This is a genomic window from Levilactobacillus parabrevis ATCC 53295 (assembly GCF_001434055.1).
GTDB classification, from domain to species: domain Bacteria; phylum Bacillota; class Bacilli; order Lactobacillales; family Lactobacillaceae; genus Levilactobacillus; species Levilactobacillus parabrevis.
Genome location: NZ_AZCZ01000045.1, coordinates 1 through 16935 on the forward strand (window position 1 = coordinate 1; position 16935 = coordinate 16935).

General features: G+C 47.1%; 14 protein-coding genes and 1 pseudogene. 12 read left to right on the plus strand and 3 right to left on the minus strand.

What is annotated here, in order from left to right; all coding sequences use genetic code 11:
* The first annotated feature begins 167 nt into the window (after positions 1-167).
* The 7 genes from FD07_RS10475 to FD07_RS10505 all read left to right on the plus strand — a co-directional run bounded on the left by FD07_RS10475 (position 168) and on the right by FD07_RS10505 (position 4659).
* Entirely contained in the window at positions 168-383 is a 216-nt protein-coding gene (locus FD07_RS10475; protein ID WP_057161943.1) for a hypothetical protein, read from the plus strand.
* A gap of 19 nt (positions 384-402) precedes the next feature.
* Complete coding sequence (locus FD07_RS10480; RefSeq protein ID WP_020088974.1) at positions 403-858, plus strand: LytTR family DNA-binding domain-containing protein; 456 nt, start codon at positions 403-405, stop codon at positions 856-858.
* A gap of 12 nt (positions 859-870) precedes the next feature.
* Positions 871-1272, plus strand: coding sequence for a DUF3021 domain-containing protein (locus FD07_RS10485; RefSeq protein WP_020088973.1), 402 nt, complete (start codon positions 871-873; stop codon positions 1270-1272).
* Positions 1273-1546: 274 nt separating this feature from the next.
* Positions 1547-1828, plus strand: a complete 282-nt coding sequence (locus FD07_RS10490; RefSeq protein WP_020088972.1) for a type II toxin-antitoxin system Phd/YefM family antitoxin — start codon at positions 1547-1549, stop codon at positions 1826-1828.
* Complete coding sequence (locus tag FD07_RS10495) at positions 1818-2087, plus strand: Txe/YoeB family addiction module toxin (RefSeq protein WP_020088971.1); 270 nt, start codon at positions 1818-1820, stop codon at positions 2085-2087. The genes FD07_RS10490 and FD07_RS10495 overlap by 11 nt, the downstream gene beginning before the upstream one ends.
* Before the next feature lie 272 nt (positions 2088-2359).
* Entirely contained in the window at positions 2360-2653 is a 294-nt protein-coding gene (locus tag FD07_RS10500; RefSeq protein ID WP_020088970.1) for an LlsX family protein, read from the plus strand.
* A gap of 11 nt (positions 2654-2664) precedes the next feature.
* Positions 2665-4659 (plus strand): KUP/HAK/KT family potassium transporter, encoded by a 1995-nt coding sequence (locus FD07_RS10505; protein WP_020088969.1) that lies wholly within the window; start codon positions 2665-2667, stop codon positions 4657-4659.
* A 97-nt stretch (positions 4660-4756) separates the two neighbouring features.
* On the opposite strand, the gene yjeM is transcribed toward FD07_RS10505, so the two are convergent.
* Positions 4757-6271: a glutamate/gamma-aminobutyrate family transporter YjeM gene (gene yjeM, locus FD07_RS10510; protein WP_020088968.1), complete on the minus strand. Its 1515-nt coding sequence runs from the start codon at positions 6269-6271 to the stop codon at positions 4757-4759.
* Positions 6272-6327: 56 nt separating this feature from the next.
* A complete protein-coding gene (locus FD07_RS10515) occupies positions 6328-7743 on the minus strand; it encodes a C69 family dipeptidase (RefSeq protein WP_020088967.1) in 1416 nt (471 codons plus the stop codon).
* A gap of 281 nt (positions 7744-8024) precedes the next feature.
* Between FD07_RS10515 and FD07_RS10520 the strand changes: the two genes are divergently transcribed.
* The 5 genes from FD07_RS10520 (at position 8025) to FD07_RS10540 (ending at position 16050) form a co-directional block, all read left to right on the plus strand.
* Positions 8025-8915, plus strand: a complete 891-nt coding sequence (locus FD07_RS10520; protein ID WP_020088966.1) for a YitT family protein — start codon at positions 8025-8027, stop codon at positions 8913-8915.
* Between the two features lie 81 nt (positions 8916-8996).
* A complete protein-coding gene (locus tag FD07_RS10525; protein WP_020088965.1) occupies positions 8997-12149 on the plus strand; it encodes a type I restriction endonuclease subunit R in 3153 nt (1050 codons plus the stop codon).
* Positions 12146-13792: a type I restriction-modification system subunit M gene (locus FD07_RS10530; RefSeq protein ID WP_020088964.1), complete on the plus strand. Its 1647-nt coding sequence runs from the start codon at positions 12146-12148 to the stop codon at positions 13790-13792. Before FD07_RS10525 ends, FD07_RS10530 begins: the two co-directional genes overlap by 4 nt.
* On the plus strand, positions 13789-14976 hold the full coding sequence (locus FD07_RS10535) for a restriction endonuclease subunit S (protein ID WP_020088963.1): 1188 nt from the start codon (positions 13789-13791) through the stop codon (positions 14974-14976). Before FD07_RS10530 ends, FD07_RS10535 begins: the two co-directional genes overlap by 4 nt.
* Positions 14977-15132: 156 nt before the next feature.
* The gene (locus tag FD07_RS10540) at positions 15133-16050 is read left to right on the plus strand and encodes a site-specific integrase (RefSeq protein ID WP_020088962.1); all 918 of its coding nucleotides are present in this window, start codon (positions 15133-15135) and stop codon (positions 16048-16050) included.
* Between the two features lie 150 nt (positions 16051-16200).
* Here FD07_RS10540 and FD07_RS12810 read toward each other — a convergent pair.
* Positions 16201-16917, minus strand: a pseudogene (locus FD07_RS12810) (restriction endonuclease subunit S); the annotation flags it as partial.
* Positions 16918-16935 lie beyond the last annotated feature (18 nt).

Here is a 16935-nt window from a genome sequence, read left to right on the forward strand (position 1 = left end):
CGTTTTTAAACGGGCGTGGTTGACGTAAACTTGGCTCAATCATCGGGACGGCTGCTGGATTCTTAGTTGGCACCTACATCCCTATTGGGCTATTGCCGACCTTTGCTCGGGATCTTGTCAAACTCACACCTGGTAGCTATGTGGCCGCGTTGTATCGGCAGCTTTTGATGGATGATCGGCTGAATACGGTCTTTCGACAGGCGCCAGCGGCTCGGTTGAATTTTGAAAAATTAATGGGGATCCGCCTCAGCTGGTCGGGACTGTTGACCCAGTCTGCAACTTACCACATAATAGGGTTAATCTTTATCGGTGCGCTGATCTTGACGGTGGGCCCAACTTGGGTGAAGCAGTACCACCAGCGGCGCCGATTGCGCGAACGGTAGCAGTGGGGAGGCGTGGTGCGTGCGGCATAAATTTGAGAAAAATTCTGAAATCGACCCAGCAGATCCGGTGGTCGTGGTCCAAGCTGCTAGTGAGACGGGAGCGGTGCCCGACTTACTGGCGTATTTGGATCGCTATGCGGCTACGCAGCCGGGGATGATTGCGGTGAAGACGCCAGATCGGTTGGTCATGGTCAAGGTCGCCACGATTATTTCGGCGGAAATTCAGGCGGCCACGCTACTTCTGTACACGACGTCGGGAGTTGTGACGACTAAGGAGCCGTTACGGCACCTGCTGCAGCGGCTAGCCAATCCGAATTTTGTGCAGGTTTCGAGGCACAGCGTTTTGAATTTGGACCATCTACAGTCGCTGGAGGATAGCTTCTCAGGTAGTATGACGGCGACGTTGACGGCAAAAGTGAAGACCGATGTGAGCCGGAAATACGTGAAGGGACTCATGCAGCGGTTAGGTATTTAGGAGGTGACCCTAGTGAGTAAAGTAATACGTTATGCCTTGCAGGGCATGGGTTACGGTGGGGTGGCCTACCTTCTGTTGATGGCTAGTCATATGGAACCGACAACTAGTACCACGAAGAGCATTCTGAGTATTTTACTGATGAGTGCGGCCATTGGTGTTGTTAGCCTGATCTTTGAAAGTGACCGGCTCAGTTTCCCCGTGGCCCTGGGCCTGCACCTGGGCGGCACGTTAGCTTTGGTGATGGCTATGTTGTTCTACAACGGGTGGCAGTTTGTGTTGGTGACGAGAGGGACATTTTGGATTGTGTTTTTCCTGGTGTATGCTGGTATTTGGGCCGCAGTCACATTGGATCAACACCTACGCGTCACCAAAATTAATCGGGCCATTGCTGAACGGAATAAAAATAAAGCTTGACGAATCCTAATTGAACGTGTATAGTTACCTATTAGAGTTTAAGAGATGCTAATAAAGAGATTCAGAGAGATTGTTTAGCAAGCCGGAGTTTCTTAGATTTTAAAATGGTCCGCCCATTCGCAGGAATGGGGGGCCATTTTTTGCGATATGAAGTGAGTGTAGCGGAGTATGATGGGTAGTATAAAAATCATTTGTACAATTAATGTGAAACTGTACGCTTTTAAGTACGCTTTGTGATATAATAACGCTATGTTATGAAAGGTGGCATGCATCCATGGCAACAACTGCAACCAACATTACGGACGCTCGGAAAAACCTTAAAAGTTTAACTGATGACGTCGTCGATTATAATGAACACGTTATTATTACCAAGCCTAAAAACAGAAATGTCGTACTAATGTCGGAATCAGAATTTCGATCTTGGCAAGAGACCCTATATATTTTAGGTTCTGATGAGAACCGAAAAGCGCTTGATAAGTCGATCAATCAGATGAACAGTGGTAATCTAAAAACCTTGTCAGTTGAGGATTGGCGGCAAGCTATAGATGAAGATTGATAAGATTGCTTTTACTGACCAGGCTTGGAACGAGTATCGCTACTGGCAATTGCAGGATCGTAAAACGTTAAAAGTTATCAATAAATTAATTGATGATGCGCAACGACACCCTTTTGAGGGAATTGGTAAACCGGAACCATTGAAGTATCGGGGGGATCATGGTTGGTCACGACGAATTGATAAGGTGAACCGCCTAGTGTATTACGTGACAAGTGATACAATTATTGTCGTGCAATGCCGCTATCATTACGCGAAATGACCATGATGTGAGATTTTAATTTTCGTGGTTTCGAGAAAATTCACAGGTATTTAACAAGAGATGCTCGCAATGCGTGCATCTCTTTGTTGTAGCTTGTGTTGCTGTTAAGATTGACCTTTCTGAATTCTACGAGTCCTGCTAAAAAACCACTTCAATCCCCAACTAGTTCAGCCGCAGACCAATTCGGTCACTGACCTCCGCAAGCCAGTGTGACGAGTTGGCATAGCGGCCGCAGCCCGTTATGATGGAGGCCACAGTGAGGGGGGATTCTCATGCGCAAGACGGTACTACGGCTCAGTTTGGAAATCGTGGGTGGGATGATTGTGTCGGCAGGCTTACTGTCGCTGATCATTTCCAGCACCTACGTCTACGTGCACGCATCGGGAGTCGCGCACTACAATCTCAATCTATTGGGATTATCATTCTTTCGGATTAGCCACGTAGCGGGCCATTTTAGTGGGCAATCTAATTCGTTAGGTATGGGTTATGTGTGGCTAGCGGGAACGGCAATGATTCTGCTTCTAGGCGAGCTGCGCCACCGGCTAATCACGCATCGGTGGCTGTAGGGGGCGAGCACATGCGAATGACGACACAGAAACTCACGGGGGTGGGGATGCTGATCACGCTGGGGATCGTTTACGGCGACATCGGTACCTCGCCTCTTTACGTCATGAACGCGATTGTTGATCAGGCGGGCCGTGGGGCGATGACGGCCGTGACGCCGGTCATGCTGGGTAGCATCTCCCTAATCTTTTGGACGTTGATGCTGATTACCACGGTCAAATATATCCTACTGGCGATGCGGGCCGACAACCGGCATGAAGGTGGCATCTTTGCCCTGTATGCCTTGGTTCGTAATCATGCCAAGTGGCTGATCTTTCCCGCGTTGATTGGGGGGGCCGCGTTACTAGCAGACGGCACGTTGACGCCAGCGGTAACGGTGACCTCGGCGATTGAGGGCCTGAAGAGCCAGACACTCGGCCCCCTACATTTCAGCGGGAGCCAGGGATGGGTCCTACTCGTGGTCACGGGGATTCTGGTCGGACTGTTCTTGGTCCAGCGCCTGGGGACCCAGTTGATTGGCTGGTCATTTGGCCCGTTGATGCTGGTGTGGTTCAGTTTTATTGGGTTGGTGGGTCTGCGGAATCTTCTAGATGATCCTCTGATTATCCGGGCACTCGCGCCGACGTATGCACTACGTTTCTTAGTCAGTCCGGACAATCGTCAGGGTATCTTTATCCTCGGGAGCGTGTTCCTGGCGACAACTGGTGCGGAGGCTCTATACTCCGATATGGGGCAGGTTGGCAAACGCAATATTTACGGGACCTGGCCGTTTGTTTACCTGACGCTGATGCTGAGTTACTTGGGCCAAGGAGCCTGGGTGATTCACCACGCCAGTCAGCTGGGAGCGGCTCATCCGGTAAATCCCTTCTATGCGATGGTGCCGGGGAGTTGGCGGTTGTTTGCCATTGGCATTGCGACCGTGGCGGCAATCATTGCCTCTCAAGCCCTGATCACTGGGTCTTACACCTTGGTGCATGAAGCGATGGGACTGAAATTACTGCCGCGACTACGTATCAAGTTTCCTGGTAGTGAAAAGAGCCAGCTGTATATCTCAACCGTCAATTGGTTGCTGTGTGCCGTGACCCTAGGCATCGTCTGGTTCTTCCGGACGTCCAGCCACATGGAGGCGGCGTACGGTTTGGCAATCACGTTGACCATGCTGATGACGACGTTGCTCCTCCACGCGTTTTTGCGGCAACGCGGTCATCGGGTGCTGGCTCAGGTCTATGTGGGTGTGTTCGGCTTGCTAGAAGGTTTATTTCTAGTGGCAAGTCTGGCGAAATTCGTTCGTGGTGGTTACGTGACACTGTGCCTGACGGTAGTGATTCTGACAGTCATGGTCTTCTGGTACTACGGTAACCGGCGGCGGAGTGCCCACGTGGAGGATGCCGAGTACGTGTCGTTGTTGGACTTTCTGCCACAGTTGGCGGCCTTGAGTCAAGACGACCAGGTGCCACCGTTTGCGACGAATCTGGTCTATGTGGGTCACGTGGCGCCGAACTACGCGATTAAACGTGCGGTGGTCTACTCGATTCTGGACCAGCAGCCGAAGCGCGCGGCAGTCTACTGGTTTGTGACGGTTAACGAGACCGATACGCCTTATGAGTGTAGCTACACGGTGGAAACGCTGGGCACGCGAAACGTGATGGATGTCCAACTCTACCTGGGCTTTAAAAAGCCGCAGCGAGTCAACGTGTACTTGCGTCAAATCGTCAATGACTTACTGAAAGCGGGAATCTTGCCGGACCAAACGCCCCGGTATTCGAGCGTCCCGGGCCGCCGCGTCGGCAACTTCAAATTTGTCATGCTCAATCAGCAATTCCAGGATCTCGGCGCGGATGATGACCTGCCGGCAGTGGATCGATTGCTAATCGGTGGTCGACTGCTACTCCAGCGTGTGAGCCTGTCTCCTCAACGTTGGTATGGCTTGGAATTTAGCGACGTGGTGGAGGAACGGGTGCCACTGTTTATTGGGCATGCGCCGGACCGGACGTTGCGGCGGAAATAATATGAAGATTCAGTAGATTAATTGTGGTGCTAATCGTATAAATGTAACGTCAAAAAAAGTTCGAGACCAATCGTCTCGAACTTTTTTAGTAAGCAATTTAGTTTTCGTCACTAGCCGGATCGTTTTCCTTAGCTGAACGCTTTTCAGCATTGCGGTAGAAGATCCAAGCCACGGCACCGAAGAAGATGGGGCCGATGATCGTCCAGAAGGCGGTCTTGTAGTCGGCGTCCAGAATTGGTTGCAGGCAGGTGAAGACAATCCCGGCAATCAAGACCAGTAGCACGATGCCCACAATGATGTTGGTGAAGACCTTGTTCTTGTAAACGACGAATGGCCGTTCCAGGTCGGTCCGCTTCTTGAAGAATGGGAAGGCCCCAATCAAGAAGAGGTAGGGTGCTGAAGTGGAAACGTTGGCCATGTTGGTCAAGATTTGGTAGAACTCCTTGGCTGCGGAACCCCCAAAGGAGACGAAGAAGATGAAGACGGCAACCACTGTGGCTTGAATCCACATGGAGTAGGCCGGCACACCAGCTTTGTTGAGGCGCGTCATCTTCTTAGGCCACAGCTTTGGTGAAGATCCCATGATGAAGGATTTCAGTGGCGAGTAGACCAGAACGAAGAAGGAACCCAGGTAAGCCATGAACATACTCAACCCGGTCAAACGAGCCAAGATATCCCCAATCAGCACGGAAGTTCCGTGAGACAGGTTCATTGCGTGACCCATGACCAGCCCTAAGTTATTCATCAGAACGTAGGTGATGTTCCCCAAGTTAACGGAACCGCCACCCAGGACTTCATGCCAGTTAGCACTGACCCCCCAGAGGAAGATCGAGACGGAGTAGGCAATCGTGATGGTAATCGTGGAAATGATCAGCCCCTTAGGGAAGGTCTTTTCCGGTTTCTCCATACTATCCGTGATCCCCCCCATAGATTCCATCCCGGCGTAGGCAAAGACGGCGTAGATCACGAATGACAACAGGGCCATTGGTGACTGGAATTGTGGGTTGGGTGAGGCAATGAAGCTGTGCAGACCGTTAACGGGTTCTGCAAGTTGGCCCTTGTTCAAGATCCAGATTAGAATGCTGGCAATGAAGAACAAGATGGTCAGGCCCATCACGAAGATTCCCCCCAATGAAGAAATCTTAGCGATTGAGCTAACCCCACGCGTTGCGAAGAAGGTAACGGAGAGAATCCAGATGATTCCCAAGATCCCGATCGTTTGCGTGGAGCTTAAACCAAGGATTCCCCAAGTCTGCGTTTGGTCGCTCCCAGAGATCAGGGTTGACAGTGGAATCCAAACCTTAGTTGAGGTCGACAACATCCAGATGATCCAAGAAGATAGCCAGATGAAGGTCCCAATGAAGGCCATCTTTTCGCCGATGGATTCGGCCAACCAGGAGTAGATTCCCCCCTTGGCTTCCTTAAACGTTGATCCGTATTCTGCCAACATCAAGGCACTTGGCAGGAAGAAGAACAGGGCGGCTAAAACGTACCAGATAATGCTGGCATATCCCATTTGGTCATAAGCAACAGTTCCGTTAGCGAAACCGTAGATGGCCGAAAAAATCATTAAGATCAGACTGAAGAGCCCAATCTTCTTTTGCTTTTCCATTAGATTAATATCTCCCATTTATGTGGTGCGGACTAGACTGGCTAGCCCGAGCCGTGTTATAAGTTCAGGTCCTGGTGATAATTGAGGGGCCCGAGGTCGGTGGCCTTGGTGATCAAGGTCGCCGCTAGCTCGCGGTAACGCCGAATTCCCAATGCGGCGTTCTCGTTGGCTTGTTGCGTTAAGTACTGATTCAGCTCGGTACCGGATAGTTGTTGACCGACGATATCAGTGTGTTGGACGGACTGTTTAAAGGCAATCCGCAGTTCCTTTTGAACGGCACTAACCGTTGGCCAAGCCGACTGGTAGTGCGCATCTAAGAGGACGCTGACGAGCTTGTAGACCCAGTAAGCGGAGTCCGCATCGTAGGTCTCTTTGCCCAAGTGGTAAGCGGTCGGTGTGCTTTCGATACCAGCATAGAACGGCACGTAGACACTCTGAGCACCGACCCCCATGGCGAGCCACTGGATACCAGCTAAGGCTGGGTCCATGGCCGGTCGTAACTGTAAGACGTGTGATTCCTGTGTCTTAGCGAGGCTGACTGGTCGGAATCGTTTACGCTGTTCCGGTGTCCCAGCACCGACGGGATCGTAAGGGGTGCCCTCAAAATGGCTGCTGAGGTAGCCCTGTGCGTCATCGACACTCAACAGGTGATCGGCGTACTGAATAAAAGGTAAGTCAAATGATTGCGGTTCCTGTGCGACTTCTGGATTGAAGCAACGTTGGCCGTACCAGACGCGCGGGGTGTTGTAGTACAGATCCGATTGATCCTGTGTTCCGAAGATGTTGCGCCAGCAGAAACGGTCGCGGTCAGGGTTCAAGTGATTCGTCGTCACAAATTCGCGTAGGTTGCGGGCGAACATAAAGTTCTCGTGATCCTTGAAGTCAATGTCCTGAATGGCCATTTGATTGGCAACGACCGCGTAGCCATTATCCGGAATCCGTTGGGCGACCCAGTAGTGGCCGGCCCCCGTTTCCAGGTACCAGGCCTCCTGTTGGTCGGCGAATAAAATACCGTTGGATTCGCAGGTCCCGTAATGCTCAACGATTTGGCCGAGCAGGGCGACCCCGTCTCTAGCAGAGGTGACGTAAGGCAGGACGACCGTGATCATGGCTTCCTCACCAATACCATCTTTGACCAGCGGATCGGCGCCAAGTACCCGTTCGTTTGAATAGGTACTTTCGGTGGCACTCATGGCTACGCCAAATTCATTGATCCCGTCTTCCTCGAACAGGCCGTATTTGTCGGTCCATTCAGGGGTGGCGGTGTATTTGGCAGCGGACTGGGGTAGCGGCATGGTGAAGCCGTTGTCCGTGCTGACGAAGGTTTGGGGCGTCGTGGCTGTTGTCGCGGGGTGAACGATGAAGTGCTTGGGCCAAGCGGCCTTAGCATCTTCGTTGCGGCCAATCATGACCGATCCATCCGTGGAAGCTTGCGCACCAATTAAAATACTTGTACAAGCGGAATAATTCATGGGAGCGCTCCTTTCTATATAGTAGTGAATAAATTCTCGTTACTATTCTATCATTTTTAAGGATTAACGGGGCCGGTTTCCAAATATTTTTAATTATTTTACACGATTTTCTCATGAAAATAAATATTTATACAATTTGGTGTTTACGTTAGACTGGGATTTTACGGTAGTTGTGGGGGCTAAAGACTGATGGGATGGCCGTACTAGGGCTAGCTAAGTCGTAAGAGTTGTGGTTAAATGGTGAAAACAACTGATGATTGAAAGGCGTGAAGATGAGAATTATGTTAGAAAATAATCGGCGCGAGGTGGGCAAACACCTGTTAATTTTGCTTGGATCGGCCATAATTACGGCCATTGCATTAAATGAATTCTTAGTTCCCGGTAAGATTTTCAGTGCAGGCATCAACGGGATCTCTCAGATTATTGCCACGTTACTGGCAGCGGTCGGACTCCACCTGAGTACTGGGTGGTTCATCCTGCTCTTTAACATTCCCATTGGCCTGTTGGGGTGGTTCAAGGTGGGCCGGGGCTTCACCATCTATTCCATTGCGGTGGCGATTCTAACTTCAGTGCTGGCTATTGTGATCCCGGTCAATAACATCTCAAATAATTCGTTATTGGCAGCGCTGTTCGGGGGTATTTTGACTGGCGTTGGCGTGGCTTATCCGTTGAAGAACGGCTTCTCAACCGGGGGGATGGATATCATTGCCGTGGTGCTAGAGAAGACCACGGGGCGGACGATTGGGACGTTAATGATGATGATCAACTCAGGAATCGTCATCGTCGCTGGTTTCCTGTTTGGCTGGGAAAGTGCGTTATACACGATTATTTCTATTTATGCAATGTCTCGAGTGGTTGATAGCATTCACACGCGCCACCAAAAGCTGACCGCTTTCATTGTGACGTCGGAACAGGACGCCGTTATCACAGAACTTAATAAAACTCTCATTCGCGGCATCACAGCCATTCCGTCATTCGGGGCCTACACCCGGCAGTCGAGTACGGTGTTAATGACCGTTATTTCGCGGTATGAACTTTATGCATTGGAGCGGGCGGTCAAGGAAGTTGATCCCCGGGCCTTCGTCAACCTGGTCAACACCGTCGATATTGAAGGGAACTTCTACAATGAGACGGAGCAGTTGAAATTGCGGGCAGAGACGACGAAAAAGTAGGTCGCGCAAGGGGTTTCAGCGTGTTATGATAGTATTTAAGTAGACTTTTCAATAAGACACAATTATATAGGGTGAGTGAGGATGCAAGCAGAACTGGAATTTGAAGACCGATTGATCGATTATTTGACGAGTATTGGTGGTTCCAAGCAGTGGCAGTACATGCCAAATATCAAGACAACAGCGGAGTTGTGGCAGAACTTTAAGCTTATTTTGGAACGGAATAATCAGGAGAAGTTGGATCAACCACTGAGTGACAATGAATTTGCGCAAGTTAAGAAGCAAATTGATGATTTAAAAACGCCGTATCAAGCGGGAAAATTTTTATATGGCTTAAATGGCGTGTCCCAAGTGGAAATTGATACTGATGCTGGGGAACACGTCTTTTTGACGGTCTTTGATCAAGCCTACGTTGGGGCCGGGGGGACGGTCTATCAGGTCGTCAATCAGATTGAACGGCCAGCCAAGTTAGCCAACTGCAGGGATCGACGTTTCGATACTACGCTGTTAATCAACGGTTTACCAATTATTCAGATTGAAGAAAAAACGGCTGCTCGTAACGTCAAGGAAGCCTTGAATCAAATGCAACAGTACATTCATGAAGGCCAGTTCTCGGACATCTACTCAACGGTCCAGATCTTGGTGGGGATGACCCCGGATGATACGCGCTATATGGCCAATACAACTGAAGATAAATTTAATTTGGACTTTGCTTTCCACTGGCAGCGCGAGGATAATAATCAGCCGGTTATGGCCTGGCGTGATTTTTTGAACCGCATGTTATCAATCCCAATGGCTCATCAGATGGCGACAAGCTACATGATTCTAGATGGAACTAAGCACCGGCAGATGTTAAAAGTCATGCGGCCTTATCAGGTCTATGCGACTCGCCGGGTAATTGAAAAAATCAAACAGTCGAGTTTTGAACTCGATAGTCAAAAATTAGGGTACATTTGGCACACGACGGGTTCCGGGAAAACAATCAGTAGCTTTAAGACGGCTTGGCTAGCTTCACGGCTACCGAATGTGGATAAAGTCGTCTTTCTAGTGGACCGAATCGCGCTAACACAACAGACGGCTGATAATTATTCGGCATACGATCCAGATACCAATGATGAAAACAAAGATGGTATTATTTTTGATACGGCCAATGTGAATGTCCTAGCTCGTAAGTTGCGACAACACGGCGGAATTATTGTGACCTCGATTCAAAAATTAGATCGATTAGTTCAGCGCCAAAGCTTTAAACGACCTGAGCAGAATATCGTGTTTATTGTCGATGAGGCTCACCGCTCAACGGCGGGAGACATGTTGCAACGGGCAAAGGATGGCTTTCCGCACGGCGCATGGGTCGGTTACACGGGTACTCCTCGGTTTGATGGGATTACAACGCAGGAAATTTTTGGGGATCTCCTACACGCTTACACGATTCGTGAGGCAATTGCGGATCGGAATGTCCTAGGCTTTAAAGTCGATTTCAACACGACCTTATCTGAAGATGTGCTGAAGACACAATATCTGCCACAGTTCTATCAGCACGAGCATCCCGACTGGACGACTGAAAAAATTAACTATAAGATTGATCACCTATCACGTGAGGATATGGATGATACCGTTAATTCGGGTGTCTATGATGACAATGAAGATCACGTGAAACTAGTAGTCGATGATATTTTAAACAAGTGGCGGAACCGTTCCGTTAGCGGGCGGTACAGTGCACTGCTGACCACGCACGTTGGTGGTCGTAAGGCGTCTTCGCCAATGGCCATGAAGTACTTTGATGAATTTCAACGACGTAATGCAGAAGCGGATGCCGACCACCAACTGAAGGTCGCAGTGACCTTCAGTCAGGACAATTCAAACGGGGACAACATGTTGGGAACCAACACGGGACTGCACCGGGCGATGGTGGCTTACAATCACCTGTTCGGGACGGCTTTTGGTGACGACAACGTTCGGGGCTATACCGAAGATGTTGTTTCACGATTGAATCGGACTGTCAGTAATGATCCGGCCGACTACTTGGATATTGTAATCGTGATCGACCAGTTACTGACTGGATTTGATGCCCCACATTTGAATACGTTATATGTAGACCGGACGTTGCAGGGGGCCAACTTAATTCAGGCGTACTCTCGGACTAATCGAATTCAGGACATGCAGCATAAGCCGTACGGACGGATTGTCAATTACCGCTGGCCGGCTCAGGCTGAAAAGCTGATGAATGACGCGTTGAAGGTCTATGCGGACCCGAATTCGGCGGATATTCCAATTGACTTGTTACCAGGGATTACGGATGAGACTGACGACGGAGGCACTAGTGTCGTTGCACCAACGTTTGAAGAAACTAAGGAATCGACAACTAAAGTGCTGGACCAACTGGCAGATCTGACGGATGACTACCGACAGATTCCACGGGGAACGGCCGAGCAGCAACAGGCCTTCCAACTATTGAAGCAGTACAACCATCAGATTGCGCTACTCAAGCAGGATGATCAGTATGATTACGATGACCCCAATGCCCTGTTGGCAGAGATTGGTATCAGTGAAGATCAGGAAATTCGGCTGACTTCGACAATTGCTAACGAGCTCGAGGAAAAGTTATCGGTCATCAATAGTGATGATGGTAGTGGTGATAGCGTAATCTACAGTGACTTTAAGTTGGAGATGGAACACGTCAACGAAGTCGAAGTGGACTACGATTATCTGGAAGAACTCATCGCCCAGTTCCTGAACGAAACGAATGCGGGTGAGATGGACGCTGCCGATAAGAGTTACCACCGAATCAACGACTTGGCTGACCAGTTAGAGGATCGACAGTACGGGAAGCAAATTAAACGGATGACGTCCGATGTTCATAACAATCAGCTGGATTCTGATGTGGTTAAGTCCTACCCGGTTAAAGCTAATGATGTTAAGGGCATCTTGGATGAACACAACAAGCGGAGTCGGCGGGCCGCTATCGTCGAATTTCGAACGAAGTGGGGCCTGGTCGATGCCGAAGGGGTCCGTGACTGGATCAATTCCGCATTAGACCGCCACGTAGTCGGTAACGATGATTTAAACGAGAATAATGAAGTGACCAATATCATTACTGGTGGGCAAAAGTACTACAAAGCTGATGCCCTTGACGACGATATTCGACAATTATCAAAGATTAAATACCGTAATGAGCTACGAAACGAATTTAGCAAATTTGCGGATCAAATCAATCAAGAATTTAAGGAGCCATTATGAGCAAGAGAGAAGAAGCACAGAACATCACATCACAACTGTGGGCCATGGCCAATGATTTAAGAGGAAACATGGACGCTAGTGAATTTCGGAACTATATTTTAGGCTTCATGTTCTACCGGTACTTGTCGGAACACCAGGAGATGCACTGGAAGCGCTCAGGGCTCTTTGATTTAGCAGATGGGGAATCGGTAAACGATGCTTACGTAAAGGTCCCTGAGGACGAAATTAAGGACTATCTCGAGGATGCCGCAAGTGAGCTGGGCTACGCCATTGCACCACAATTTACCTGGCGAACAATTACGGAAAAGGTAAAGGACAGTAAGATTAAGCCATCCGACTTTCAGGATATGTTCGATGATTTTAATCAGAATGCGCAGATCAATCCCAACTCCCAACAGGACTTCCGGGGAATCTTCAACGACGTTAACCTGGGAAACTCACGGTTAGGGAATAGCACGGTCTCGCGGGCACAGGCACTGAGCCGAATTGTCAAATTGGTTGATGAATTTGAATACAACGATGAGAGTGGTCACGATATCTTAGGGGATGTCTATGAATACCTGATTGCCAAGTTTGCCGGAAACTCCGGGAAAAAGGCCGGGGAATTCTATACACCGCACGAAGTCTCAAAGGTCTTAGCACGATTGGTGACGATTGACTTTAAGGCCGGCGATTCACAGTTCACTGTCTATGATCCAACGATGGGTTCCGGGTCATTACTGCTGACAGTTCAGGAAGCCTTGAATGAGGCCGGATTCCACGATCGGGTACATTTTCACGGGCAAGAATTGAATACGACGACGTTTAACCTGGCACGGATGAACCTGATGATGCATGGCGTGGATTATCAGAATATGGATCTGCGTAACGCGGACACATTGGAAATGGATTGGCCAGATGGCACCGATGCGGATGGCGTGGACCACCCACGGAATTTTGATGCGGTGGTTGCTAATCCGCCATACTCTAGTAAATGGAATAACAATGCTAACAAGTTGAAGGATCCGCGGTTCAAGGATTATGGGAAGTTGGCGCCGGCATCGAAGGCCGACTTTGCTTTCTTGCTTCACGGACTCTATCACTTGTCAGATCAAGGCCGCATGGCAATCGTCTTGCCACATGGAGTGTTATTCCGGGGAGCAGCGGAAGGGAAGATTCGGCAGGCGTTGATTGAAAAGAACTACTTGGACGCCGTAATCGGGATGCCAGCGAAGTTGTTCTATTCCACGTCGATTCCAACGACGATTCTGGTCTTCTCGAAGCATAAACCGACTAAGGATATCTTCTTCATCGATGCGTCAGCGCACTTTGAAAAGGGCAAGAACCAAAATATCCTGCGAGACGAGGACATCGATAAGATTATCGAGACCTACAAGGCCCGACAAGATGTTGATAAGTATGCGCACTTGGCGACGCTGGATGAGATTAAGGAAAACGAATTCAACTTAAACATTCCGCGTTACGTGGATACGTTTGAGGAAGAACCGCCCGTTGACGTTGATAAACTGGTGGCGGATATCAAAGACACAAACAATCAGATCAAGACCTTACAGTCTGATTTGGGCGACATGTTAGACGATTTAGTTGGTCAAGACGCTGTCGCTCAACAGCAGCTTGAGGCCATTAAGAGGATTTTGAAATGATGGATGATAAGGAAAAGATGGTACCACGGATTCGATTTCGGGGATTTGGGGATGCTTGGGAGCAGCGTAAGTTAAATGATTTCCTAATTGAAAGCCAAATTAAAGGTTCAAACGGTTCAACCTCTCAAAAACTTACTGTTAAGCTGTGGGGGAAGGGTATAGTTCCAAAAGTGAATAACTGGAAAAAAGGTAGCGAAAACACGAAGTACTATATTCGCCATGCAGGTCAGTTGATGTATGGGAAACTAGATTTTCTGCATGGAGCTTTCGGCATAGTGCCTAAGTCGTTGGATGGCTTTGAGTCCACTATAGATTCGCCTGCATTTGACATCTCTAAAAAGATTAATTCAAGCTTCTTATTGTATTTAGTTATGCAAAGAAAGTTTTATATTAAGCAAGGTAGTATCGCAAATGGATCTAGAAAAGCAAAACGTGTTCATGAAAATACGTTTTTAGATATGTCTATCCAACTTCCCAAAGTTGAAGAACAAGGTAAAATTGGTCAACTCCTTGGGACGATAGACAACCTTATCGTTGCCAATGAGAAAAAAGGCCAACAGTTAAAGGGTTTGAAGAGGTTACTCATGGAAAAATTATTTTCCCAAGTCTGGAGATTCAGAGGATTCAGTGACCCTTGGGAGCAGCGTAAGTTTGCAGAGTTATACAAAAAAGTTACACAAAAAAATGATTTAACCTACTCCAGCAACCAAATAATATCAGTAGCCACGATGAGTTGGAAAAAAGCAAACCATGTATCTAGTGAATCTTATATGAAATCTTACAACATCATGAAACTTGGAGATATTGCTTTTGAGGGTAACAAAAGTAAAGACTTTTCTTTTGGACGTTTCGTTGAAAATACTATTGGAAACGGAATTGTTTCACATGTCTTCGATGTATTTAGGCCGATACAAAAAGGGAATATTAGTTTCTGGAAGTACTTAATTCATGATGAACAGATTATGAGAAAAAAACTAGCTAGGTCTACAACAAGCTCAACTATGATGACCAATCTAGTGGCAAAGGACTTTTTGCGACAAAAGATATATATACCTCAAATTGGTGAACAAGATCAGATTGGAGCCCTTATAGAGTCCACGGATAACCTTATCGTTGCCAATGAGAAAAAGTTAGACCAACTCAAACAATTGAAGAAATACTTGATGCAAAATATGTTCGTTTAATTAATTTTGGAAACGTCATGGCCGTCGCTCGTGATGGGTGATAGGTCACTTAAAAATCGATTCGTATCACTCGCTTTTTGAATAATATTTCAGGTATAAATAAGTTATTTAACATTAATGGTTAGATAGCTTATTTATTTTGGGGAGGAATTCAAAATGATGGAGGATACTAGATTTTGTCAGTATTTCAAGCAGTGGATGGAATTGTATAAGTGTGGAGCTGTGCGGCCCGTGACGTACCGGAAATATGAAATGACACATAAACAGTTGGCAATGTTAGCACCTGATCTCATGCTGCGTGACCTAACGCGTTTAACTTATCAGCAGTTGTTGAATGACTACGCTGAAACCCATGAAAGACAGACAACAATGGATTTTCATCGGCATCTCAAGAGCTCTTTGTTAGACGCGTTGGAAGAGGGCCTAATTGCTCGTGATCCAACACGTAAGGCTATTATTAAAGGCACTGCCCATCAGCAGCATAAGATTAAGTATCTCCATCAGTATGAACTGCAAGCATTACTGAATGAGTTAGAACTGGAGGGTGAAGTTAACTGGGACTACTTTATTTTGTTGATTGCCAAGACTGGTCTTCGATTTGCTGAGGCCCTCGGGGTTACGCCGAATTCGTTTGACTTTGCCCATCAGATGTTGACGATCGATAAGACCTGGGACTATAAGTCTAAAATTGGTGGCTTTGCGCCGACTAAAAATGAGTCGTCGGTTCGTAAGATTCCTTTGGATTGGCAGACGGTTATTCAATTTTCACAGTTGACGAAGCACCTGCCATCAGATCAGCCCATCTTTGTTAAGGGGCAGGTTTATAACGATACGGTCAATCATTATCTAGAGCGCTTGTGTAAGCATGCTCAGGTGCCGATAATTTCGGTCCATGGTCTCAGACATACACACGCGTCCTTACTGTTATATGCTGGTGTAAGTATTGCGTCGGTGGCTCGAAGATTAGGGCATTCGAATATGACAACAACACAGCAAACTTATATTCATATTATTCAGGAATTGGAAAATCAGGATAACGATAAGGTGATGAAACATTTGGCAAGTCTTATCTAAAGTATTCAAAATTAATTAAAGAAGTCGGACTAAATTGTACTGATCTAATTAGTGCAATTTTTTCTTGTCGTTCATTGGCAACGATAAGGTTATCTGTAGTTACAAACAACAATCCCAATTTTTTTCTTTCACTATCACTAACTGAAACCNTGTAGTTACAAACAACAATCCCAATTTTTTTCTTTCACTATCACTAACTGAAACCTGCAATTTTAAATTTTTTAATTCGGATGATTTTATAAGTGGCTGGCCAGTGCCAAAAGATAATCTTTTTAAATTAAAATTCATTAAAACATAATATAAAAAGTCTGATTGAATCGCTTTTATAAAGACAGTGTTGTCACTAATTTTAACTTTTCCAGATTCTCGATAAATATTTCCAGCATTAGCCCCCACTCGAGCAGTCAGTATAAAATTTCCTTCATAATCGAAGTCATCAGAATACCCAATTATTGATGTAGAGCCTAATACTTTATAATCATTTATATTTGACTTACTTAATTTACTAAAAATGCTTTTACCTGTCCCAATATCTGTAGAAAGATCTTTTAACTTACGCTGCTCCCAAGGGTCATTGAATCCCCTGAATCTCCATTCCAGAGAAAAGGCTTTCCCTAGTAATAGTCTTTTTAGCTGACGTAATTCCATAATCTTTTTCTTGCTTTCATCGACAAGACAATCAGCCTTATTTAACACATTTGCAATAGCAGCCTGTTCATTTGGCGACGGAAAATTTACTGGGATCTTTAAAATACTTGTTTTGGACAAACTGGGAACTCCAGTTGACTCATCATATCTTTTCCATTTAATATTTTGGGATAAATAAAAAATAAACCTTAGATTGTTATCTTTTTTGGCAGGCCCGATTTAAAATTGAAGTGCAAC

Excerpts from the sequence above, each read along its gene's own strand:
- FD07_RS10475 (WP_057161943.1), top strand. The coding sequence starts at position 168 with ATGGATGATCGGCTGAATACGGTCTTTCGACAGGCGCCAGCGGCTCGG.
- FD07_RS10490 (WP_020088972.1), top strand. The coding sequence starts at position 1,547 with ATGGCAACAACTGCAACCAACATTACGGACGCTCGGAAAAACCTTAAA.
- FD07_RS10495 (WP_020088971.1), top strand. The coding sequence starts at position 1,818 with ATGAAGATTGATAAGATTGCTTTTACTGACCAGGCTTGGAACGAGTAT.
- FD07_RS10500 (WP_020088970.1), top strand. The coding sequence starts at position 2,360 with ATGCGCAAGACGGTACTACGGCTCAGTTTGGAAATCGTGGGTGGGATG.
- FD07_RS10505 (WP_020088969.1), top strand. The coding sequence starts at position 2,665 with ATGCGAATGACGACACAGAAACTCACGGGGGTGGGGATGCTGATCACG.
- yjeM (WP_020088968.1), bottom strand. The coding sequence starts at position 6,271 with ATGGAAAAGCAAAAGAAGATTGGGCTCTTCAGTCTGATCTTAATGATT.
- FD07_RS10515 (WP_020088967.1), bottom strand. The coding sequence starts at position 7,743 with ATGAATTATTCCGCTTGTACAAGTATTTTAATTGGTGCGCAAGCTTCC.
- FD07_RS10520 (WP_020088966.1), top strand. The coding sequence starts at position 8,025 with ATGTTAGAAAATAATCGGCGCGAGGTGGGCAAACACCTGTTAATTTTG.
- FD07_RS10525 (WP_020088965.1), top strand. The coding sequence starts at position 8,997 with ATGCAAGCAGAACTGGAATTTGAAGACCGATTGATCGATTATTTGACG.
- FD07_RS10530 (WP_020088964.1), top strand. The coding sequence starts at position 12,146 with ATGAGCAAGAGAGAAGAAGCACAGAACATCACATCACAACTGTGGGCC.
- FD07_RS10535 (WP_020088963.1), top strand. The coding sequence starts at position 13,789 with ATGATGGATGATAAGGAAAAGATGGTACCACGGATTCGATTTCGGGGA.
- FD07_RS10540 (WP_020088962.1), top strand. The coding sequence starts at position 15,133 with ATGATGGAGGATACTAGATTTTGTCAGTATTTCAAGCAGTGGATGGAA.